We start from the raw sequence: 25,045 nt of genomic DNA on the forward strand, positions 1-25,045 counted from the left end.
GAATAGGTAAAATTTCAATTTAGAGGTAGAAATTTCAAAAAAAACGGGGTTGACAAACACTAGCAAACTCAAATTTATTACAAAATACGTTAATTTGTAATACAAATGTTACGTATTCTATTTCCTTTCGACAAAAAAGTATTATATAATTAATGTTTGGACAATTTATATTTTATTTCATACTGAGAAACTTACTTTTTAATACACCGTATAAGGTAAGGACCATGCAAAATAAAGTGAGGGAAGCTTTTGAAAAGTTAGGTTTGATTAAGGAATTGGAAAAAACAATAGATTACATAGCGTTTGCATCATTTGAAGGCAAAAATACAGATAAATCTATTTAATTAAATAATAATTACCAATAACTAACACTTGTCTATGTACCCCCTAAAATGATTATTATTAAGAGAATGCTATATAAGGAATATTTTATCAATGGAGGATTAAACTATGTTTTCTACTGCTGAAATTGGAATCGACCTTGGTACTGCAAATATTTTAATATACACAAAATCAAAAGGAATCGTTTTAAATGAGCCGTCAGTTGTCGCTATTGATGTCAATACGAAGCAAGTAGTTGCTGTTGGAACAGAGGCAAAGGAAATGGTTGGAAAAACTCCGCAAAATATTATTCCAATCCGACCATTAAAAGACGGAGTTATTGCTGATTATGATGTAACCACACAAATGCTAAGGGCTTTTTTGAAAAAAGTAAGTAAAAAGATTGGTATGTCGATGCGTAAACCAGTCGTAGTCGTGTGCACTCCTTCAGGTAGCACGACTGTGGAACGGAGGGCTATCCATAATGCCGTAACAAGCTATGGTGCAAAGCAGGTGCATTTAATTGAAGAACCGATTGCGGCTGCAATTGGTGCTGACTTACCAGTTGATGAACCAATCGCTAGTGTAGTGGTGGATATCGGTGGAGGTACGTCAGAGGTAGGCATTATTTCCTTTGGCGGAGTTGTATCTTGCAATTCTGTTCGTATTGGTGGAGACAAAATGGATGAAGAAATTATTCATCATATACGAAAAACTTATAATATCCTTATCGGTGAACGGACAGCTGAAAATATTAAAATGGAAATTGGGTATGCTCATCCTAATCATAAAGAAGAAACAATGGAAATTCGCGGTCGTGATATGGTAACTGGTTTACCAAAAACCGTTACGATTACGTCTAAAGAAATACATCTTGCTTTAAAAGAATCATTAGGGCAGGTGCTTGAAACCATTCGATCTACATTAGAAAATTGTCCTCCAGAGCTCAGTGGAGATATAGTCGATCACGGGATTGTATTAACAGGTGGCGGAGCACTCTTACATGGTATGAAGGAGTGGTTATCTACCGAATTGATCGTTCCAGTACACCTTGCTCCGAATCCTTTAGAATCTGTAGCAATTGGAACAGGACGTTCTTTAAAAATGATTAGCAAGCTACAAAAGGCAATAAAATAGTTTACTATATTAATAAGTCAAACAAACCGTTAAGGGTTACAAATTCATTCCAGCATCCGTGGGGAAACTCTCCGCGGATGTAAGTTTGTTACTGAATACTCTTGAAAGTCATGTTCTAAACCAAGATATTCACCTATTCTTAAGGTATCTTTTTCTAAAAAACTATTTAGTAACCGTTTACATTTTCATATAATCATAGTATACTGAAGAATAAGAAATCATTATTCCTACTTTGGAAATAACCTATCAATCACTGCCTAATCTGTTCACAGCTCCATTCCAGAGTTGTTCCAACAGATAAAAGCCAGTTCATCTTAAATTACAGGTATTGTAATTTAACGTTGAATTGGCTTTTTATTTTCTCAGAGAGCCTATGATCTACTAGATAGGAAGAATTTCTTTTCTTGCACAACTATGGGATTTGCATTGACTTCAGAAAAAAATTCATACCAGCTTAATATGTTAATCATATGGGGGGGATTTACTGGCGATTTTTAATGGTTGTAATACAAAGAAAGCCGGATACATCACGTTTGTCAGGCAAAATAGTTAATTCCATTTAGAATGAAGGAGTGAAGACATGGCGGGTGCCTTAGAACATATTAAAATCCTTGATTTATCACGTGTACTAGCCGGGCCCTACTGCACAATGATTTTAGGGGATCTTGGAGCTGAAGTGATTAAAGTGGAGGCTCCCGGAGGCAGTGATGAAACACGAAAATGGGGGCCGCCTTTCCAAAACGGAGTAAGTGCGTATTATCTTTGTGCTAACCGAAATAAAAAGAGTATTACAATAAATTTAAAAACAAAAGAAGGAACGGATCAGATCAAAGAGCTTGTCAAAGATTGCGATGTTATTATTAATAACTTCCGCACCGGCACGATGGAACGCTTTGGATTAGATTACCATGTTCTTTCTCAAATTAATCCACAGTTAATCTATTGTTCCATTACAGGCTTTGGTGAAACGGGACCTTATAAAGATATGCCGGGTTATGATTTTATCATTCAAGCGATGAGTGGCCTGATGAGTATAACTGGCGACGAAGATACAGGTCCACAAAAAATGGGGGTCGCGATAACTGATATATTGACTGGCATGTATGCATGTATTGGAATTCAAGCAGCTTTGTTAGAGAGAACGCAATCACAAAAAGGACAAAAGCTCGACATTGCTTTATATGATGCGGCAGTGAGCGCCCTTATCAATATGGGCAGTAATTATTTAATGTCGGGAGAAATTCCAAAGCAACTTGGTAACCAACATGCAAATATCGTTCCTTATCAGACTTTTCACACAAAAGATGGTGAAATGGTTATTGCTACTGGAAATGATAGGCAATTTCAGGCACTATGCGAAATAGTTGGCAGTTCCACACTCAAGCATGATCCAAGGTTCCAATCGAATCCCGACCGAGTTGCTCATCGAAATGAATTAGTTGAAATTCTCCAAGACTATTTCTTGCAAAAGCCAACCTCCTATTGGTTAGAGAAATGCAGAGAAATGGGGGTGCCAATTGGACCAATCCAACATATTGCTGAAGTAGTAAATGATCCACAGCTATTAACACGAGAGATGTTTGTCGAAATGCCTCATCCTACTATTGGAACAATTAACATGATTGGCAGTCCGTTAAAAATGTCACGTACACCTGTCTCCTATCGATACCATCCTCCAAATCCAGGAGAACATAATGACATTATCTTAAATCAAAAAAACTATGCAAGTGAATAAAAGGAGTTGTTAGTTTATGAACTTTCATTTTACAGAAGAACAAATGATATTAAGAAATACAGTGCGTAACTTCACTGATAAGGAAATCATGCCTTATATTGCCCAATGGGATCGAGAGGGTAAATTCGATCCGGTAATTATTGATAAACTAGCAACACTCGGTTTAATGGGGGTATGTATTCCCGAAGAATACGGCGGCAGTGGCATGGATTATAATTCACTTGCAATTGTCTGTGAAGAGCTTGAAAGAGGAGATACAGCCTTTCGAACAGCAGTTTCCGTTCATACTGGGTTGAATTGTATGACTCTACTGCAATGGGGAACAGAAACACAAAAGCAAAAGTATCTCGTTCCCCAAGCAAAAGGAGAAAAAATTGGCGCTTTCGGCTTAACAGAACCTAGCGCTGGGTCTGATGTGGCAGCAATGGAGGCCACTGCTTATAAACAAGGAGATTATTATATTTTAAATGGGCAAAAAACGTGGATATCATTATGTGATATTGCTGACCATTTTATCGTCTTTGCCTACACAAAAGACCGCTCAGAAAAACATAAAGGAATTTCCGCTTTTATTATTGAAAGGGAGTGGGAAGGCTTCTCCTCAAAAGCAATTAAAGGGAAACTCGGGATTCGCTCGGGAAATACAGGAGAAATTTTCTTTGACCATATCAAGGTTCCAAAGGAGAATTTGCTCGGTGAAGAAGGTGAAGGCTTTAAAATCGCTATGTCTGCTTTAGATAATGGCCGATTCACGGTAGCAGCCGGGGCAGTTGGACAAATTATGGCTTGCTTAGAAGCTAGCATCAAATACTGTCATGAACGGGAAACCTTTGGTAAAAAAATTGGGAAACATCAGCTTGTACAACAAATGATCGCTAATATGGAAGCTGGACTGCAAATGAGCCGCTTGCTTGTTTATCGTGCAGGTGAATTAAAAAATGAAGGAAAACGAAATACAAGAGAAACCTCATTAGCAAAGTGGCAAGCTTGTGACCTTGCTAATAAAGCTGCTGATGATGCCGTGCAAATTCATGGAGCGTACGGTTTCTCAGATGAATATCCTGTTGAACGATACTTACGTAATTCAAAAGCACCGGTTATTTACGAAGGAACAAGAGAAATCCATACGATCATGCAAGCAGAATATGCTCTAGGATATCGCCAAGATAAACCGTTAAACAAGATGTTACCGGCATGGAAGCAAACCATGCATACGAATAGTTAAGGAAAACGAGACTAGCGTCCAGCCTTTGGCGAAATGCTAGTCTAGTTACGTTATCAGCTTAGACACAAAAATAATAAAAGGAGGTCTTCTCATGTTTGAAGCATATACAAAAAGTGTTTTTATTAATGGGATTTGGCATGAAGTAAAGGAAAGTGCTACTGAAATCGTTTATAACCCCGCTACCTTAAGGCCAATCACACAAGTTTCTCACGCCGGTACGAAAGAAGCTAAGCAAGCGATTGCTGCAGCATTAAAAGCCTTTCCTGCATGGAGCAAGAAAACAGGAAGAGAACGTTCAAAAATTTTGTATAAGGCTTATCAAATGATGTACGAAGATGCTGAAAGACTTGGAAAAATTTTAACAATGGAGCAAGGAAAGCCATTAAAGGAAGCAATCGGAGAAATCAAAGGGGCTGCCCACTTTTTACTATGGTATGCCGAGGAAGCGAGCAGAAGTTACGGAGAATGGTTGCCAACCTCGGTTACCTCTAAACGGTTAATTGTTATACCACAGCCTATTGGCGTGGTAGGAGCAATTACACCTTGGAATTTTCCATCCTCCATGATAACTAGAAAACTTGCACCTGCTCTTGCTGCTGGATGTACGGTTGTATTAAAACCGGCACCTGATACACCTCTTTCTGCCATTGAAATTGTGAAGATTTTTGAACGGGTTGGATTGCCAAGTGGTGTGGTAAACCTCGTTACTGGTGATGCAACAGCCATTGGCAAGGAATTACTTACTAGTAAAGATGTTCGTTTAATTACATTTACTGGATCAACAGAGGTAGGAAAATATCTAATGAAAGAAAGTGCCAATCACATCAAAAAACTATCTTTAGAATTAGGAGGTCATGCTCCTAGTATCGTTTTTGCAGATGCAGATTTGGAAAAAGCAGCGAAACTAGTACTCGCGAGTAAATTTAGAAATAATGGGCAAACATGTATTTGTACAAATCGGTTGTTCGTACATGAGTCTGTCATGAATGATTTTGCTAACCTGTTGAAAGAAAAGGTGCAAAAACTAAAATTAGGAGATGGGTTAGCAGCAAATACAGATATCGGCCCATTGATTAATAAGCAAGCATGTAAAAAAGTTCAATTTCATGTTGAAGATGCGGCCAAACAAGGTGCCATCATTGAGCATGGAGGTAAGCCTTGGAATACAGAAGAACTATCGGGTTACTATTTTGAGCCTACTATTCTATCTAATGTCTCCAATGAAATGAAAATCATGCATGAAGAAACATTCGGACCGGTCCTGCCACTCCAAGTCTTTTCTGAAGAAACAGAAGCTGTAGATAAGGCAAATAATAGTGACTATGGGTTAGCAGCATATGTTTTTACAGAAAACACTAGCAGGGCTATTCGTGTTTCCGAACAGCTAGATTATGGGATTGTTGGGATTAATGATGTGTTTCCTGCGACACCAGAAGCTCCGTTTGGTGGAATAAAGCAATCCGGCTTAGGAAAAGAAGGTGGGCATCATGGAATGGATGAATTTTTAGAGAAAAAGTTTATTTCCATAGGCATTGATACTTAAAAATCGTTTTTAAATTAGAAAAACTTGGCTTGTCGCCAAGACTTTAAGGAGAAAGCTATCGTTTTTTTTATACGATAAAGTGAAACTTCATTCCGTGGAATGCTTTTTACACGGAATGTTAGTTGAACCAATAGGGCATTTAGGTGCCGTTTTCCCCCGCTTTGACCCTTTGCACGAACTCAAGTCTTGAAGCAGGAGTCTTACGGCACCTTAGATGCGGGATAAAGTGAAACTTCATTCCGTGAATTTTTTTTACACGAAATGTTCGTATTGCAAAGGTGTGACCCAAAGGCCGTTGAACGAATCGGGCATTTAAGTGCCGTTTTCTCCCGCTTTGACCCTTTGCATGAAATCAGGTCTTGAAGCGGGAAACTTACGGCACCTTACATTTTTAATGAGAGAATACGGCTTCTTACATTCGAGAGAAAGGAAACATGCCTCTTAAATAGGAGTATGCCAACGCCTAAGTAGCAAGCCGGCTTTTAGTCGGTCTTCCTTTAGATTCAGGCGATGTTGATTTATATTAGGAAAGAGATTGAAGTTCGCTAGTAGCACGAGCGCTTGCTAGACAAACAATACGTACAAAAAGTTTTTCACCAATCGATGCAAGAGATGAGTACTTACTTTTTTTGAAAAAACAAGCGACAGCTTACCCTTAGCAATCGTTTTTCTATGTGCAATAGATTTTTTTATTTCGCAATAACGGATGGATGATGTACTTCATATTGTCTATATAAATCTTTAAGCGCTGAGGCTAATGCATTTCCAGCTTTTCCTAAGTAGTGGGATTTCAAAATTGCTACGGGCTCATCAATACCATCTTGCAAACTATGACCGCGTAATAATTGCTGAACAAATTCCTTGCCGTGATTTGTGGCTAACGTGCATCCAGCTGCTACAATTACTCCATACTTCTTGTCAATTTCTGCTGTTATCGTTAACGTTTCATAAATGCTTTGAGCTGCCATTCCTGATGGTAGTCGTGCATGTCCAGCTATAAAAACTGTTTTCATGGTTTCTTTCCCCCAATGTTTTTCATTGTTCTTCCCCCATTTTTCTTTTTAAAAAAACTTAAAAATACTTGGCTTGTCGCAAGTCTTTATGGCGCAAGCTACCGTTTTTCTTATACGATAAAGTGAAACTTCATTCCGTGGAATGCTTTTTACACGGAATGTTAGTACCACAAGGGTATGACCTAAAGGCCCTTGAACCAATCGGGCATTTAGGTGCCGTTTTCTACCACTTAGACTTCTCCTTATTCTCCATAATTTTGAATGTGGTAGTATTACGGCACCTTACATGCGGGATAAAGCCTAATGTTTTATACTTTCCTATAGTGTTAAAAAGGCCGTAGAATATCTAAGATATGATCATCGCTATCGTAGTACAAGTTTTCCCCCTTTATAACTTTATGATTAGAATTCATCGTATATACATAAGTGGTCTATTTGTATCCAAGCTGCTTCGATATATTTTCAGCACTAATGCTTGATTTATGTTTAATCCTTTGTAAATTATCACCTGTAAAACGGCTTGATAGACCACTTACTGCCAAAGCAGCAATAACCTTACGCTTATAGTTATAAATAGGATACGAGATTCCAGTTGTATCCTCGTCCTGTTCTGCAATACTATATGCAAAGCCATCAGCCTTAATTTGCTGTAATTCCTTTACCAATTCTTCTTTATTAATCGGTCGCTGGATAGAGATAAGTCGCGATTGATGAATGATTTGCTGTTGTTTTTCCTCCGGTAAAAATGCCAGCAATAACTTTGGCCCTGATCCAATATATAATGGCACACTTTTTCCTATTTTCGTATACAGTCTAAGTGCCCGGGAGCTTTCTACTTTTTCAATATAAGTTGCTTTATTTTGATTTACAATAACTAGATGAATAACCTCATTAATTTCTTTTGCTAATTGTTGCATCAGTGGTAAAGCAACTTCCCTTACTTCCAATCGATTTGCTACTAAATTACCCAGTTCCAATAATTTTAATCCTAATTGATATTTCCCTCCTTGAACCTCGTTTGTCCTTGCTATATAACCACTATATTCCAAGGAGCTCAATAATCGATACGCTGTCGGCTTTGGTACGTTGCCCTCATCAGCAATTTCTTTTAAGGATAACTCCTCAACATCCTCGTTAAATAACTCTAACAGCTTTAAAGCTTTTAGCACACTCTGATTCATATCCAGGCTCCTTAATAAGCTATCATTTATCTGTTCCGTATTTGTGTAAAGCTGACGGCAATCATAAATGTAAAGGATTGTCCAAATCCTACGTACAGAACGTTAGGTTGCCAGAGGTTAAAACAGTGGTACTACATTCCACTTAGACAATATGTTCTTCTTTTTCAAAAGGTAACCTCAACCTAGCCGACCACGGTTTATCCTCTTTTAAACCGTACTGTAAAGAGAAGCTGGGGATCTATGTCAATATTACATTACATAGTAACACCCAGCCGGATCATTCCCTGCATCCTTTACAGCATAGTAAAGGTAAAAGCATTCTTTACATTTACAACATTAAAAATAACTTCACTCGCTCTCCCCTTATAAAGTTACACGCTCTTCTTTTACCTCATCATATTCTGCAATATAAACACCACGTCGTTTCATCTCTTGAATATATTCTTCGCCGGGAACAATTTGTTCTGGTGGATAGACACCTCTTTTCGTAATCGTTCCACCAGCAATCATTTGCGCTACGACAGAGATGGTATTTGCAGTAGCCCTTGCCATCGCTGTAACGTTCGTTTGTTCGTCCTTATATGTGATCATTTCATAAATATGGTCGGTAGTCGTACCCGACTTTTCACCAGCAACGATGACACGTAATAATACAACGTCTTTCTTATCTTCTAATTCCACAATCGGATCCAGAACCTTTAAAAATACATCTCTTGGACATACTTTTTGTCCATTAATCTCTACCTGATAGTCTAATTTTGTTAAATTCAGATCAACAAGCAGCTTAAATTTTTCAGCATGACCAGGATAACGAATGGTTTTATATTCCAGTGTTTTTAAATGTGGATAGGAAATAGATAGTGTTGAAGTCCCTCCAGAAGTATGAAATGCTTCTAGTGGTCCGAACCGATCAAAATAAACCGTTTCTACTTCAGATAAGGATGGGACCTCCAGTTTCATTCCATTGCGGATAATCAATGACGGATCTGTATAATGATCGAACACTCCTTCCATGGAGAATACATGATTATATTCCAATGGTGGCTCTGGTTTAACAGGAATTCCGCCAACGTATAGCTTTATCTCCTCTGCGTGATCGAGTTTACTAACTCCATAGCCAGACAAAATATTGATCATCCCTGGAGCAACACCTAGATCTGGAATTAATGTGACGTTAGCGTTCTTTGCCGCCTCCTTCATTGCTAATACCTTATCCGTTATATGTCCAATGTGCCCCCCTAAATCAATAGCATGGACACCAACTTCTATCGCCGTTTTAGCAACAATTTCATTAAATGAATAAAACAGTGCATTAATAATTACATCAAATTGTTTCATATAGGTCGCTAAGTCGATAGCATCTGTTGCATTTACTTGATAGGCTGTTAGTTTCGTGGATTGTAACTGATCACATACATACTGTGCTCTATTTCTATCAATATCTGCTAAACCAACGGCAGACACACTCTCACTCGATACTAAATCCCGAGCCGCTTCTTTCCCCATTAAACCAGCACCCAATACTCCTATTTTCACCAAATCCACTCCTTCTTCAAGATTTCAACATAAAATTGTTTTCGAATATCTCACAAATCAATGAATGATTTACTCAACATCAATTTGGGCTCGTTGTAACTTACCACTGTAATCGATATAAACTGCTTTCCATTCTGTAAATACATCTAAAGCCTGCACACCTGAATCGCGATGACCATTTCCTGTTCCCTTCGTTCCACCAAAGGGCAAGTGAATTTCTGCACCTGTAGTTCCAGCATTAACATAAACGATTCCTGTATCTAAATCACGTTGAGCTTGGAAAACACGATTCACATCTTTTGTAAAAATGGAACTGGATAAGCCATAAGAAACACCGTTATTTACTTCAATAGCCTCTGCGAAACTCTTTACTGGAATCAACGAAACAACAGGACCAAATATTTCTTCCTGGGAAATTCGCATCGTCGGAGTTGCATCTGTAAATAAAGTTGGACTAAAAAAGTTTCCACCTAATTCTCCTTGCCAAACTTCTCCTCCAGCAAGTAAGGTAGCTCCCTCTTCCTTCCCAATCTCAACATACCGCTTAATTTTATTCAGCCCTGCTTCATTAATAATTGGCCCCACCTTTATTGTTTCATCTAAACCATTACCAATTGTTAAGTGTTTCATTTTTTCCAGTAATCGCTCTTCAAGCTTTGCTTTCACGTTCTCATGAACGATGACCCGGCTACATGCTGTGCAGCGCTGACCACTCGTTCCAAAAGCACTCCAAATAATGCCTTCTGCTGCTAACTCTAAATCAGCATCGTCCATCACAATAACAGCGTTCTTTCCTCCCATTTCCAAGGAAACCTTTTTTAATTGCTGCCCGCATTTCGCAGCAATCTGCCGTCCTGTGTCATTGGAACCGGTAAAGGAAATAACACGTATATCATCATGATGAACCATCGCATCACCAACAACGGATCCACTGCCAAATACAACATTAAGTACTCCATCCGGCAAACCTACTTCAGCAAAAATTTTTGCTAATTCATAAGCCATTAAAGGCGTTTCTGTTGCAGGCTTCCAAATAACAGCATTTCCGGCGACGATGGCAGGAAAAGACTTCCACGTAGCAATAGCAATTGGGAAATTCCAAGGTGTGATAATTCCAACAACACCAACAGGATAACGCTGACTCATAGCAAATTTATCCTTTAATTCTGCCGGTGTCGTTTGCCCAAATAAACGGCGTCCTTCCCCAGCCATATAAAAAGCCATATCTATTCCTTCCTGAACTTCTCCTCTAGCTTCTTCAAGTACTTTTCCGTTTTCCATTGTTAGAATGCGTGACAGCCTTTCTTTATTTTCTTTCATTAAATTACCCATTCGATATAGCACTTCCGCACGTTGTGGTGCTGGTACTAGAGCCCACTTTCTCTGAGCTTGTTTTGCCGCAGCAACAGCCTTATTGACTTGTTCCTGATTCGACAATGGCACTTGAACAATTTCTTCTCCCGTTGCAGGGTTCATAACTGCTGTTGTTTTATCCGCTTCCTCCCAGTTTCCGGCGATATAATTCTTTAACGTATCCACTTCAATAAATGTCGTCATTGTTAAACCTCCCTATATGATTAGCGATTACGAAGTTGGGTAATCGTTGTCGAAACAGCTATTTGCTCTTTGTCATTCATCACTTCAATCAATGCTGGTTGTTTTGCTTGGGATGCTTCTATAAAAGCGACTTTAAATTCCTGAATGGAAGTAACTCGATATCCTATGGCACCTACACTTTTAGCTAAATCCATAAAATTAATTTCTCCTAAATCGGTTGCAATCACTTTTTCCGGATAATGCATTTCCTGATGCATGCGAATGGTTCCATACATTTTATTATTAAAGACTAAACATATGACTGGAATATCATACCTTACGGCTGTCTCTAATTCCTGACACGTCATCATAAATCCACCATCACCGCTAAATCCTATGACAAGACGATCAGGAAAAGCTAATTTAGCACCAATAGCGCCGGGTAATCCATAGCCCATGGCACCGGAAGTAGGCCCGACATACGTATGTGAATGTTTAAAAATATAATATTGATGTACCCAGCCAGCAAAATTTCCCGCATCATTCGTAATCATTGCATCTTCTGGTAACGTTTTTATTAAGTAATCGATAATTTGTGTATTTATCGGTGAATGCTCAGTCACATCTAACCTACTCGTTTTTGTATAAACAGAATTGCAATGAAAGGCCCATTCTGACCAAGCTTCCTTTACTTCTAATTCGTTTAATCGTAAGAGTGCTTCCTTCATATCCGCAACCATTCCGATAACAGGAGCAACGCTTTTTCCGATACTGTAAAAATCAATATCCATTTGGATTATTTTCTGTTCTGGAGAAAAAAGGGAATAGTCCTGTGTGGTGACCTCGGATAAACGTGTTCCTAAAGCTAATACAACATCTGCCTGCCTAACTGTTTCTAAAATTTCCTTTGGCGTTCCCAAGCCTAGATGTCCTCCATAAAGTAAGTGATCATTGGGAAATACATCATGTCGTCGAAATGCTGTAAACACAGGAATATAGAACATTTCAGCAAACCTTTTTAATTCCTCTTCTGCTCGTGCCTGCTTTACACCACCCCCGGCAATAACCACAGGTCTTTGAGCATCAGCTAGCAGTGCCTCCACTTCAATAAGTTCACTTGCAGACGGTGCAGGCTTTGGTCTTGGAATAACCGGAGCGTAGTGCATTATTTCTTCCTGTTTTAACACATCTTCCGGCAAGGAAATAATTACAGGTCCAGGTCTTCCTGAACTTGCAATTCGAAATGCTCGCTGGACAATTTCCGGTGTTCGTTCTGCATCTTTTAATTCAACAGCCCATTTTGCGATAGATTGAAAATACTGTTCTAAATCAATTTCTTGGAACCCCTCCCTACCACGAAATTTACTATGAACCTGACCTAAAAACACCACCATTGGGGTAGAGTCCTGATAAGCTGTATGCACCCCAATCGATAAATTAGCAGCCCCCACTCCTCTTGTCGCCATAACCACCCCTGGTTTTAAAGCAGACTTTGCATATGCTTCCGCCATAAAAGCTGCCCCACCTTCATGACGAGCAGAGATAACTTGAATTGACTTTTCCTCATAAAGTGCATCGAGTACCGGCAAATAACTTTCTCCGGGAACACAAAATACTTGTTCTACTTGCTCCCGCTTAAAACATTCAATAATCGCTTTCGCTGCTGTTTCTTTTGCTCGCGTCGTTTGCATAAAAGGTCACCTCTTTAAACCGAATTTTCCCAATCTTAGAATTGCCTTATCCAATTGATCTGAACGGACAGATAAGGAAATGCGAATAAATCCTTCGCCGCTTTCTCCAAAAGCCGTTCCCGGAGTAACAATAATTCCAGCTTTCTCCAACAATTTTTCTGCAAATGACATAGAACTTTCCCCTGATGGAACTTGTGCCCAAATAAAGAGCGTTCCTTTTGGCTTCGCAGCAGTAATCCCAATTTCGGATAAGGCAGCATACAACTTCTCCATGCGCTGTTCATATATAGCATTATTAGCTGCTACTACTGATAAATCACTGCGCAAAGCTTTTGCAGCTGCTTTTTGAATCGGAATAAATTGGCACGTATCCAAATTACTCTTTAATGTCGAAAGTGCTTTTATTACTTTTCGGTTCCCAACGATATATCCTATTCTCCACCCCGCCATATTAAAACTTTTTGATAATGAACCTAATTCAACAACCCAATCCTTTGCTCCAGGAACTTCTAGGGCGCTTGGAGCTCTATAATCGCCAAATGTTACTAAATCGTAAGCCGCGTCATTTGCTAGTATAATCTGATGCTCACGGCAAAAAGAAACCGCTTCCAAATAGGTATCTAAATTAGCTACGGCTGTCGTTGGATTACTCGGGTAGTTAAGAAACATTAGCTTAGCTTCTTTTGCATCTGTGAAATGAATAGTTTCTAGCTGCGGAATATATCCATTCTTTTTATCTAAGGGCAAAGATACACTTATTCCCCCAGCCAGATGAACTCCTTTACGATAAACCGGATAACCAGGATCAGGTACAATTACTTTGTCCATCGGGTTAATCACTGCTTGAATGAGATTAGCAATTCCTTCTTTGGAACCAATTAACGTGAGTACTTCTGTTTCTGGATCAAGATCAACCTGATACCGTTTCGCATAAAACGAGGCAACTGCTTCTTTAAACTCCATACACCCACTATAACTCGAATACCGATGATTTTCCGGCTTTTTTGCCTGTTCGATTAACTCTTGATAAATAAAGTCAGGTGTTGGTAAATCCGGAGAGCCGATCCCCAAATCAATTACATCCACACCACGCTTTTCTAGCTGTTCTTTCTTTGTTTGAAATTGAGAAAATAAATAAGGCGGCAGATGCTTAACCTTATCGGAAACATAGGTCATTTTTTTCCTCCTATTATTCCACTATTCGAAATGTTGTTTCATTTACCTAACAACAGTATAATAGACGTTTGTTAAATTAGCAATATACAGAAATTACTTTTTATAAAAATAATTTTGTTTCTTTATCTGTATCTACCTTTCTTTTTCTCAAGCCAAAAAACAACCCAATAATGCTAGCAATCACGACTGCTAAACCAAGTGACACACTATTTGTCGCACCAAATATAATATATCCTAAGCCAGCCATAGCAGCTGCCAAAAATGCATAGGGAATTTGTGTTATAACATGGTCAATGTGATCGCAACCAGATCCTGTAGCTGAAAGAATCGTTGTATCGGATATTGGTGAACAATGGTCGCCAAAGACAGCTCCCGCTAGTACCGCAGCTAACATTGGTAAAATTAATGTCACATCGGTGGCTGCAGCAATCTCTCCCGCAATCGGCAGCAAAATACCAAAAGCTCCCCAAGAAGTACCGGTGGAAAAGGCAATAAAACCAGCAATGATAAATAGGATAAATGGAAGAAAATACAGATTAAGATTTGCAGCTTCAACAATTTCTGCTAAATAACTCCCGGTGCCAAGCTGTTGTATTAACGTAGCAATTGTCCAAGCGAAAATTAAGATGTTAAATCCAGGCATCATTGACTTTCCGCCTGCAAATACACCTTTTAGTAAATGGTGAAAAGAAAAAACACCTTTTATCATATGCCTTATAAATAAAATAAATGTAGTGATTAATCCAATGCTACCACCAATAAGTAAAGAAATGGATACATCTGCACTTCCAAAAATATTAATTAACGTTCTTGTTCCCGTTTCGATGCTGAATAAACCATGGATGAAAATTGCAGCTATTGTGCCAATAAATAAGCTAATAATTGGAATGAGCAAGTCTTTTATTCTGCTAAGCTCACTAACTGGTAGACTACGTGCAGGATCTAGTTTGCTTTTGCGATCAGGGTTCAATACCTCACCTGTTTGAATAGCTCGATGCTCATGAGCTTTCATTGGACCAAAATCAACTTGCTTTAAAGCAATGACAACTACAACTCCTAAAGCTGCCCAAACATAGTAATTCATCGGGATCATTTTTATAAATGCATGGAATGCACTTATATCTGTAAGGCTGTGAGTTGATAATACCGTCCCAATAATTCCTATAATATAGGCTCCCCAGCTGGATACCGGCGCAGTAACACAAACTGGTGCAGACGTAGAGTCAACAATATATGCTAATTTCGCACGAGAGATTCGCATTTTATCTGTAACCGGCTTTGCTATTTGCCCAACTGTAAGACTATTAAAATAATCATCTACGAATACAATAATTCCTAGTAACATTGTCATTAGTTGAGCAGCCGCTCTTGTTTTCACCCTCCGAATCATCCAATCAGCAAACGATCTCGTCCCTCCCATCATCGTTACAAGCGTTGTCAATATTCCAAGCATTAATACAAACAGTAAAATAAAAATATTCCATGTGTTTGGTTGACCTTCTTCTACAAATACGCCTTTAAACGCTTCCCAAACGAATAAAAGAGATTCTCCAATATGAAAACTGGCAATAAACAAAGCTGCGGTAATGATTCCCACTCCCAGCGATAATAACACCCTTTTCGTTAATAAAACCATGACAATCGCTAAAATTGGTGGAATTAATGACCAGAACGTGTTTTCCATCAAATCCTCCTTTTTAGTTTGTGTTCTGAGTCACCAGACTTTTGAACACCATCTTTTTGTAAGAAAAAATAACAGAAGTACAAACCCCGTTAACGATAGACAAACTGGAGATCGTCTGACAGAAAGAAAAGTAATGATTAATCAAAGCAATTTTATACTGCAAGAATCACCTCCATTTCTACATCTGCTTTATTATTATTCATAAAGTGTTATTATTTATAATATTTAATAATCTATACTTTCATTCCGTTCGTAATTTTTAAATTATTAAGATACAACCATCCATTATTGCGGTTAAACAGGAAAACGTTAAGCATCCTTTAAAATGCTAGCTCGGGAGTCTAAGAGCCAGCCCTAAATTATTCAAGTATTGGGACATGTTCTCTACTCTTACATGGGAATTATAAGATGTTTAAATGGGTTTGGGTTTGAGAAAAATGACACTTGACTTTTTTTAAAAAAGTTACTAAAGTAAAACGTAATCTAAAGTGCATGTTCAAAAAGGAGCACATAAAAGCACAGGCACTTGATTAGCGATGTAATAAACTGGAGTTTTGAAAGGTGGTTGACAGAACACCATTTAATAAAATTGTAGTTACGTTTTTTCATACGAAAGATAAAGAGCAATTATTTTACCGGTCTTTTTAAACAACCTTTTAAAATACTATTTTTATATAGATAATTTTGCACACATCGCATATCAACATCCTAAACTCAATTGCTTACATTACCAATGCTCTACTTAAAGTTTGACAAATCTATTCTTATCTTTCCAAAGATAGCCGCTACATCTGTAAAGCAATGATTCGCTTGAATTATCTGCTTTATTCCCTTATTGGTAATAAGAGAGGAGAATCCTACCTCTCTATTTTCATTTTTTATCAGAAAACCTTGCTATATCTTGCTTTTACTCAGGCTGTCTTCTTAAGTTTAAGCTACGTACGTAAAACATTACGCACTATTATTTTTAAAAAGAAAGGAAGAAAACGTTTATGCTCAAAAAGAAAGAACAGTGGGCTTCTAAAATTGGCTTTATTCTCTCCTCAGCGGGGGCAGCTATCGGGTTAGGAGCTATCTGGAAGTTTCCCTATATGACTGGGATGAATGGTGGAGGTGCATTTTTCTTATTGTTTATCGCCTTTACACTGATTATCGGACTTCCGATCTTAATTGCTGAATTTATTATTGGTAGGGGTGCACAAGCAGAAGCAGTTTCTGCTTATCAAAAGTTAGCACCGCCACGAACCCCTTGGAGATTTATTGGTCATTGGGGAGTAGCAGGGGCATTTATCTTAATGTCTTTCTATAGCGTGGTAGGTGGCTGGGTTCTCACTTATAGCATTATATCGATTCCAGGATTAATAATACACGATACAGCAAACTATGCTGATTTATTTGCTACAGTTACCGGAAGTCCTTGGATAACTTTATTAGGTCATTTGTTATTTATCCTGATCAATATCGTTGTTGTCTCGTTTGGGGTTAAAGATGGAATTGAAAAATCAAGTAAAATTTTAATGCCATTATTATTTCTATTTTTCATTATTCTCGTTATTCGGTCTGTCACCTTTGAAGGAGCGATGGAAGGTCTCCGTTTTTTCCTTCAACCTGACTTTTCCAAATTAAATGCAGAAAGTATCTTATATGCCCTCGGTCAATCATTTTTCTCACTTGCTGTAGGAGTTTCTGTTATGGTTACTTATAGCTCTTATTTACAGAAGGATGTAAGCTTACCTGCGTCAGCGGGCTATGTATCGATGATGAATATTTTTGTTTCTCTATTGGCTGGTCTCGCTATTTTTCCAGTCGTTTTCGCGTTTGGGCTAGAGCCAACAGAAGGTCCAGGTCTTTTATTTATTGTTTTACCAGAAGCATTTGCGCAAATGCCGTTTGGAGAATTATTTTTAAGTCTATTCCTATTATTATTTTTATTTGCAGTTTTAACTTCATCCTTTAGCATGCTGGAGATTATTACTGCTGCCTTTACAGAAAAAAAACAACGTTCCCGTAAAAAAATAGCTGTTATAGCAGGAATCCTTGTATTTATCACAGGAATACCAGCCGCTTTATCATCTAGCAATTTAGCGAATGTCACCATTTTTGGAAAAACATTTTTCGATGCTTCCGATTTTCTTGTTAGCAATATTATTATGCCTGGCGGCTGTTTATTTATTTCTTTATTTATTGGCTATACCATGGATAAACAACTCATTTATAAAGAATTCAACTATGGAAATAATTTAGGAGATACGATGTATAGTATCTGGTATCAATTAATACGATGGCTTGCTCCGATTACAATTATTATCGTATTTTTAGGTTCGATTGGCGTCATTTAGGGTAGAATTAAAGTAGACTCAGAATAAACTGTTATTCCACTAACAAACGGGTACCTATTATCCAAACTAACCTGAATTCTTTCTCGAGGTATCAAGATAATGTGATACAGTGTATTTCTTTGCTACTTGTTTTTACATTCCTTATCAAGGGCAGATATTCCATTTGCTTAAGAGCTGTCAGCGCAGACCTTTTGTCATGTTCCGCTTTTTTAAACGCATTTGATAGAGAAAATTAACTAAAAAACATTCTTATTAGTTAAATAAAGCTGTTAACTTAGAAAATAAAAACACATTATGAATGAGGGGCGACTCGTTGTTGAAGTGGAGGTTCAGTTAAAAGATAACGTGAATCTTCAATCAATGGGATTTTCTTTTATCCCCCACTGATAAACAGAATCGGCATTCGACTTGCAATAAGACCTCCACTATTCTCCTAGGTTTCACCTCATGGAAAATTGGAGGTCTTACTACAAGCTATATCAAAGGAGAGTGTTTCAAGTTGGCAAAAAAAATGATCATCGTTGGTGCAGTTGGTGGTGGTGCCACCGTCGCAGCTCAAATACGAAGAGACAATATAGACACTACCATCATTCTTTTTGATAAGAATGGTTATGTTTCTTTTTCCAATTGTGGCATGCCTTACTATCTTGGAAAAACAGTAGCTAATCGAAATGATATTTTATACCCTAAAGATAAATTTGAAGAAAAATACAATGTTCATGTCCGAACATACGCAGAAGTAACAGCAATAGATCGCAAAAATAAAATGATTACTTATGTCTCACAATCTAAACAATTTACGGAAACGTATGATCAACTTATTTTATCCCCAGGTGCTACTGCAGTAATGCCATCCATTCCAGGTATGAATAAAATGCGCACATTCAATCTGCATACCATTCCAGATATGGACGCCATCGCTACATTCATAGAAGAAAAGCAACCAAAAACAGCTGCTATCATCGGTGGCGGCTTTATTGGTCTCGAAATGTTAGAAAACTTGCATGAAAGAGGAATACAATGCACATTAATTGATCGCTCAGACCAAGTAATGAACCCAATTGATGATGATATGGCTAAAATAGTTCATCAGTATGTAAATAATAAAAACGTGGACCTTATTCTTAATGATAGATTACAGGAATTTTCTAATGATGGAAAGACACTGCATTTAAACAGTGGAAAAGTAGTAGAAGCAGACATAACTATTATGGCCGTTGGTATTAGGCCGAATATTAAACTAGCTAAAGAAGCAAATTTATCCATAGGCAAAACTGAAGCTATCGTTGTCAATGAATTTATGCAAACCGACGATCCGGCTATTTATGCTCTAGGTGATGCCGTTGAGACAAAGGATTTTATAACAGGAGAGCCGAGAAATATTGCATTGGCTTGGCCAGCACATCGTCAGGCATTTATTATAGCAAACCATATTAATGGTAAATCAATCCCTTATTACGGAACAATTGGATCCAGTATACTCAGACTTTTTGATTTAACACTTGGAGCAACAGGTTTAAACCGCTATCGTTTAGAAACGCAAAAAATCGACTATAAAGAAGCTAAAATAGAAACCCTATCGAGTGCAGGATATTTTCCCGGCGCAGACAAACTCTGGATTAAAATATTGTTTGATGCCGCAAATGGTCGTATTTATGGTGGACAAGTAGTCGGGTATGCGGGTGCCGATAAACGATTAGCCATCCTTTCAACAGCGATAAAAAGCAAGCTGACAGTTTATGATTTACCTGAGTTAGAGCTCGCTTATGCACCCCCTTATTCAAGTCCTAAAGACCCAATTAACATCCTTGGATATAAAGCAATTACTTTATTAGCTGAAGACAAGTGATTTAAAATTCTATCTATAAAGCTCATGAATAAGTAAAACTGGATGATTTATATGCTTTTTCTTTTATATTAATCTTTTGTACTGGTTGCCTGATCCCTGTTATGAACACTTACCTACCATCTTCCTGGCTTTTAGGGCTCTTGTTACCACATAAAGAAGAGATCAACTCTAGATGCGAATGTTTACTGGAATAAGGAAACTTTTATAAAAGAAAAATCCGAACTAATTCGAATTCTAATGAAGAATTTTGAATCATTGTTCGGATTTTTCTTTGACTAAACCACTTTTGTCCCAGCCTCTTCTCTCTACATACGCAATCTCTTATATCGACGTTTTGCTTTAATTGCTTAATTGATCAACAGCCAGGATAGCAGAAGCTACATCATCTGCAGTTATGTCGTTAGATAGATTACCCATCGTCTCTCCTTCTTGTGTTGCAGCCTCGCCTACTCTCAATAAATCTTCATAGGAAGCAGTATCAAGATGCATTTCTTCTAAGGTAGTCGGTAAACCAAGCTTGCGATAAAAATCAATGTATTTTTGCAGTTCAGCTTTAGGATGCAATTCTAAGACAAGTTGAACTAATGTTCCATAAGCCACCTTTTCTCCATGTGTCAAATGATGAATGTCACCTTCTAACACAGTAAAACCATTATGAATAGCATGTGCACCTGCTAGTCCACCACTTTCAAAACCTAGCCCTGAAAGCAATGTATTGGCTTCAACAACAGCTTCTACATGCTTTGTTACTAATCCTTTTTTTACTGCTTGATAAGCTGCTTCTCCATAAGCAAATAATGTTTTTTCACATTCTTGAGCAATGGCTTTTGCCGCAATACTTGGCTTTCCTCCAGCCATTGTAACTCCATCGCTTTTTAAGGTAGCTCTAACTTCAACCCATGTTGCCATTGCATCTGCAATACCAGAGGCGAATAATCGGGCTGGTGCTTTTGCTACAACCCCTGTATCAACTAATACTAAGTCAGGATTTTTATTATAAAACTTATAGGATTCGAACACACCTTCATCACTGTAAATAACGGATAACGCACTGGTTGGCGCATCAGTAGAAGCGGTAGTTGGAACGATAATAACGCTTACATCTAACCCGTCGGCAATCGCCTTTGCAGTATCAAGCGTTTTACCTCCTCCTACACCAATTACCGTATCAACCCCATGTTCTTTTCCTTCTTTTACTACCCGTTCAATTTCTGTTAAGGAGGCCTCACCGTTAAAAGGAACATAATGATAATCAACATTTTCGTCCTTCATACTTGCCTCAATCATTTCTTTCGTAAGATTCCAAACAATATCATCAGACAGAACCAATGGCTTCTTTCCAATAGTTTTTACATGCTTACCAATACTTTTTAAAGCACCTTTTCCCTGGATGTATTTACTCGGTGAAATAAAAATGGTATCTGACATGTTATCGCTCCTTTTTGCTGCTTCATTCCAATACTGATGTGCTAAATATACTGTAAAAATTGTAACAACTTATTCGTGGAGTATAAGAGCTTTTGTGCTAATCGATTTGAAAAGAAGATAACTTTCCAAACCAAGCCGATGTTTGCGGTTACGTTAGTATGGAACAGCAACTATAATGGTTAGCACATATATAGTATATCAATCATTGAAAAGAATATACAAGCTTCTCGTGACTGATTTCACATTTATTTAATATATCTGTTTTTTAAAAATAATAAAGTGGGACATAACTAGCCAAATATCGTGAAAAAAGGTTCTGTCATCGTTCTTTGATAACAGAAACCTTTTTTGTTGGATTTTCATAATCTGTTTTTCCATATAGCATGGGTACTTCACAAGTTTTCTGCGATAAAGGTAAATCCTACTTCATTTTCTACTTTGGCTTTAGGCTTTACCTCTCACAGACACCCAAGTGAAACGCAAATTAGCCTTCAAGAATCCGATGAGGGGCTCTATATCTATTTTATGCTTGCCATAGATCTTGCCGGTTTTTTTCTAAAAGCTGTTGTCTCGTGTATGTTTTTGGTTTACCTATTTATCGTTATGATTAATTTTCCGGTTATTTCTATCCTTCACTTTCGTACATGGTGAACGTTACGTTAGAAAGACTCGGCTTATCGCCAAGTCTTTATGCGGCGAAAGCTATCGTTTTTCTTATATGATAAAGTGAAACTTCATTCAGTAGGAGTTTTCTTCCCTCTCCTACTGAATGTTAGTACCACAAGGGTATGACCTTAAGGCCCTTGAACCAATCGGGCATTTAGGTGCCGTTTTCTCCCACTTTGACCCTTTATATCAACTAAAGGCTCTTGAAGCAGGAGTCTTACGGCACCTTGCATGCGGGATAAAGTGAAACTTCATTCCGTGGAATGCTTTTTACACGGAATGTTAGTTGAACCAATCGGGCATTTAGGTGCCGTTTTCTCCCACTTTGACCCTTTGTATCAACTAAAGGCTCTTGAAGCAGGAGTCTTACGGCACCTTACATGCGGGATAAAGTGAAACTTCATTCCGTGGAATGCTTTTTACACGGAATGTTAGTTGAACCAATCGGGCATTTAGGTGCCGTTTTTTGCCACTTAGATTCTTTTGTATCAATTCAGGACTTGAAGTGGGAAACTTACGGCACCTTACATGCGGGATAAAGCCTAAAGTTTTATACTTTCCTATAGTATAAAATTAGCTAACCCTATCAGAAAACCGTGTTTCTGTTAGAGTTAGCTTCTTACTACAAATCTTCTTCAAACCGATAAACTAATTTATACTTTTCTTCATCTAATAAATCTGCCACATGTATTCGATTACCGTGTCCAAATACTACTTCATCTTTTGTCATTGCCACGATCATCGCTTTTGTTTCGTTTTTTATATCAATATAAATATCACCGACTGCTGGTTTTAAGTTACTGTCGCTTTCTGCTAAATAACTAATCGACTCATCTTGTATTTGCTGTTCCTCTGGTACAAGGCTTTTATCGTAATAAGCGATTTCCCTACTTGCATCCTTCTTGCCAGGGACCATAACAACATATTCGTTATGCTTCACACCATTATCTCTAGTAGTAACAACATTTCCATCCTCTACACTATCAACTTTTTCAATCGCATTCAGTGAATAGTGATCCAGAAAATCAGGTGCTGGTTTTACAATTAAAATATAGTCACCAGGCTCCGGCATCTTATTCTTATCTATCGTATAACGCTTACCGTAGAAAATAAAAGTATCATTATGCTGCGGGCGGCATAATTCAATTTCGCTTGCCTTCGTTAATATCTGCTGCATATCTTTTAAACGATACAAATGTACAGATTTCTTAAACATCGGTTTTACTGAATACACTTGGTGCAACTCATTTTTGTAAAAAACAAACTGCCCCTTTCTTACTTGAAAAAGCTTCATTTCACTACCTCCTATAATGGTGTTCCATTTGAGTATATTACATCTATATAAAAAAAATAAAGTCTAAAATGATGTTCAAAAAGTCCGATAAAATGCATGTTGCCCATATATCTAACTACATACACTCCACTACTCAAAAAACACTGTCCTACTACTTTAATTTAACTCAATGGGATGCGCCAGTGTCAGTGTTTCAATAGAAAAAATAAACATAGGCGCTCTAGTTAGCGACATACAAACTGGAGATTTCTGCCGAGAAACGGGAGACACACAACGACAGTAGGAGCCAATGTTAGCCTATAAGGAAGGAGATCCAAATTTGCTAAGCTTAAGCGCATAAATAAGTAAGTTAGACGATATCCACGAGGGAAAAGCGAGTATACGTTCTTAGACAATAAGGAAAAAATCAATATTGATACATGGCATATTTTCAAGGCCGCCTACGATCTTAGTAGACCTGAGTCTATTTAGCCTCTTTTTGAAAAAAGTAATCTAAAATTATTTTTCCTTTATTTCAATGATTTAAACATGTCAAGCTTAGATAAGATGAATAACTAAGTTCCACTACATTTTCTCCATATGAACAAAAGGTAATTCAGTATCAATATTTCCTATTATACGTTTTACTGAAAAATCCTTGCCTTTCAGCCAACTATTAAAATCAAATATTACCGGCTCCCTATTCCCTCCCAGAGCAAACCAAGCTTTAAGCTGTTTAGGAAAATAACCAGATGTATGAATCGTACCTGCCCACTGTTTATACTTCGTAGAAAATACCTCTTTCTCAGGATCATTCATTAGTTTAAATGCTTGATAGGCATTTTTCACCTCCGGTCGTTCTCTTTCCATCGCTTGTTGCCGGCGATATGAATCTTGTAAGTGATGGCGATTTTCTGTTGTTAACTGTTCAAAGTGATTGGTGCAAATTTGATCTTGTCGAACTTTTACCGCACGAGGAGAAGCTTCTACAATAAATGTTCCCCCATTTTTATCCAATAAAACGTAGCTGAATGAATGGCGATGGGGAATTTCTCGTAATAATGCTATTGCTTCCTCGACATTTTTACAGTTTTCTAGCACGATTCTTGCAATCATATTACAAACAAACCCGTCTTTAGGTTTTCGTCGATGGATAAAATTATACCCTATAGCTAATCCATGTTCATTCATTCCATCCATTCTTCCAGTAATACGTTGGGAAGGAGCGATGGTCGCATATCCCTGATCAGTAGGTTCATACACGACATAGCGACCTTCATACGTCTTTGGATGATAATCGTAATTACGAATCATATAATCCGACGTTGCAAAAATAGAACAACCACTTTTCTTATATTCTAAACGATACCCGCCAAACTCCTGTAAAACATCATCCATTTCCCACTCTAGTGCATCCATTAAGCCACAAAGCTCATCCCAAATTCCAGGAGCAATTGGCATAATAGCTTCTCTAACTTCTTCTTCCTTGATCGTAAATCGTGGTCGCCTGATTTTCCACAGTTTCTTCCGGTTATCCAAAATATAGGAGCACTTTAAATCTTGTCCTTGTTTATACCCAAAATCGTAATGTCTTCCCCGATATTGGAATACCTCACTATACACTTGTTTCATTTTCTCCCCCCTATCTTGGTTCATGACTTTTACCATTGTAATTCTTTATGTACCATTTGAAAATCAATACGTATTTTGAA

The 25,045-nt window shown here is 37.9% G+C and carries 16 protein-coding genes; 6 read left to right on the top strand and 10 right to left on the bottom strand.

What is annotated here, in order from left to right; translation table 11 throughout:
• Positions 1-450 precede the first annotated feature (450 nt).
• The 4 genes from mreBH (at position 451) to JNUCC74_RS14295 (ending at position 5,961) form a co-directional block, all read left to right on the top strand.
• Complete coding sequence (mreBH, locus tag JNUCC74_RS14280) at positions 451-1,458, top strand: rod-share determining protein MreBH (protein WP_077318028.1); 1,008 nt, start codon at positions 451-453, stop codon at positions 1,456-1,458.
• 580 nt (positions 1,459-2,038) lie between these two features.
• Positions 2,039-3,193 (top strand): CaiB/BaiF CoA transferase family protein, encoded by a 1,155-nt coding sequence (locus JNUCC74_RS14285; RefSeq protein ID WP_454065858.1) that lies wholly within the window; start codon positions 2,039-2,041, stop codon positions 3,191-3,193.
• A 16-nt stretch (positions 3,194-3,209) separates the two neighbouring features.
• Positions 3,210-4,418, top strand: coding sequence for an acyl-CoA dehydrogenase family protein (locus JNUCC74_RS14290; protein WP_454065859.1), 1,209 nt, complete (start codon positions 3,210-3,212; stop codon positions 4,416-4,418).
• 91 nt (positions 4,419-4,509) lie between these two features.
• On the top strand, positions 4,510-5,961 hold the full coding sequence (locus JNUCC74_RS14295; protein ID WP_454065860.1) for an NAD-dependent succinate-semialdehyde dehydrogenase: 1,452 nt from the start codon (positions 4,510-4,512) through the stop codon (positions 5,959-5,961).
• A 689-nt stretch (positions 5,962-6,650) separates the two neighbouring features.
• Here JNUCC74_RS14295 and JNUCC74_RS14300 read toward each other — a convergent pair.
• The 7 genes from JNUCC74_RS14300 to JNUCC74_RS14330 form a co-directional block, all read right to left on the bottom strand.
• Positions 6,651-6,974 (bottom strand): DUF3870 domain-containing protein, encoded by a 324-nt coding sequence (locus tag JNUCC74_RS14300; RefSeq protein ID WP_454065861.1) that lies wholly within the window; start codon positions 6,972-6,974, stop codon positions 6,651-6,653.
• A gap of 431 nt (positions 6,975-7,405) precedes the next feature.
• The gene (locus tag JNUCC74_RS14305) at positions 7,406-8,155 is read right to left on the bottom strand and encodes an IclR family transcriptional regulator (protein ID WP_454065862.1); all 750 of its coding nucleotides are present in this window, start codon (positions 8,153-8,155) and stop codon (positions 7,406-7,408) included.
• A gap of 363 nt (positions 8,156-8,518) precedes the next feature.
• Entirely contained in the window at positions 8,519-9,691 is a 1,173-nt protein-coding gene (locus JNUCC74_RS14310; RefSeq protein WP_454065863.1) for a saccharopine dehydrogenase family protein, read from the bottom strand.
• A 69-nt stretch (positions 9,692-9,760) separates the two neighbouring features.
• The gene (locus tag JNUCC74_RS14315) at positions 9,761-11,248 is read right to left on the bottom strand and encodes an aldehyde dehydrogenase family protein (RefSeq protein ID WP_454065864.1); all 1,488 of its coding nucleotides are present in this window, start codon (positions 11,246-11,248) and stop codon (positions 9,761-9,763) included.
• 20 nt (positions 11,249-11,268) lie between these two features.
• A complete protein-coding gene (locus tag JNUCC74_RS14320) occupies positions 11,269-12,918 on the bottom strand; it encodes a thiamine pyrophosphate-dependent enzyme (protein ID WP_454065865.1) in 1,650 nt (549 codons plus the stop codon).
• A 6-nt stretch (positions 12,919-12,924) separates the two neighbouring features.
• Entirely contained in the window at positions 12,925-14,094 is a 1,170-nt protein-coding gene (locus JNUCC74_RS14325) for an aminotransferase class I/II-fold pyridoxal phosphate-dependent enzyme (RefSeq protein WP_454065866.1), read from the bottom strand.
• Positions 14,095-14,194: 100 nt separating this feature from the next.
• Positions 14,195-15,778, bottom strand: a complete 1,584-nt coding sequence (locus JNUCC74_RS14330; RefSeq protein WP_454065867.1) for a Na+/H+ antiporter NhaC family protein — start codon at positions 15,776-15,778, stop codon at positions 14,195-14,197.
• Between the two features lie 992 nt (positions 15,779-16,770).
• Here JNUCC74_RS14330 and JNUCC74_RS14335 point away from each other — a divergent pair.
• Together JNUCC74_RS14335 and JNUCC74_RS14340 are read left to right on the top strand one after the other, a co-directional pair.
• Positions 16,771-18,117, top strand: coding sequence for a sodium-dependent transporter (locus tag JNUCC74_RS14335; RefSeq protein WP_454065868.1), 1,347 nt, complete (start codon positions 16,771-16,773; stop codon positions 18,115-18,117).
• Positions 18,118-18,616: 499 nt separating this feature from the next.
• Positions 18,617-19,966, top strand: coding sequence for a CoA-disulfide reductase (locus JNUCC74_RS14340; protein ID WP_454065869.1), 1,350 nt, complete (start codon positions 18,617-18,619; stop codon positions 19,964-19,966).
• Positions 19,967-20,305: 339 nt separating this feature from the next.
• Here JNUCC74_RS14340 and JNUCC74_RS14345 read toward each other — a convergent pair whose 3' ends face one another.
• The 3 genes from JNUCC74_RS14345 to JNUCC74_RS14355 form a co-directional block, all read right to left on the bottom strand.
• Positions 20,306-21,394 carry a glycerol dehydrogenase gene (locus JNUCC74_RS14345; protein WP_454065870.1) on the bottom strand — a complete coding sequence of 363 codons (1,089 nt, stop codon included), beginning with the start codon at positions 21,392-21,394 and terminating at the stop codon, positions 20,306-20,308.
• A gap of 1,288 nt (positions 21,395-22,682) precedes the next feature.
• Positions 22,683-23,354 carry a hypothetical protein gene (locus JNUCC74_RS14350; RefSeq protein ID WP_454065871.1) on the bottom strand — a complete coding sequence of 224 codons (672 nt, stop codon included), beginning with the start codon at positions 23,352-23,354 and terminating at the stop codon, positions 22,683-22,685.
• 564 nt (positions 23,355-23,918) lie between these two features.
• On the bottom strand, positions 23,919-24,965 hold the full coding sequence (locus JNUCC74_RS14355) for a C45 family autoproteolytic acyltransferase/hydolase (RefSeq protein ID WP_454065872.1): 1,047 nt from the start codon (positions 24,963-24,965) through the stop codon (positions 23,919-23,921).
• Positions 24,966-25,045: the final 80 nt, after the last annotated feature.

This window comes from Cerasibacillus sp. JNUCC 74, assembly GCF_053667775.1.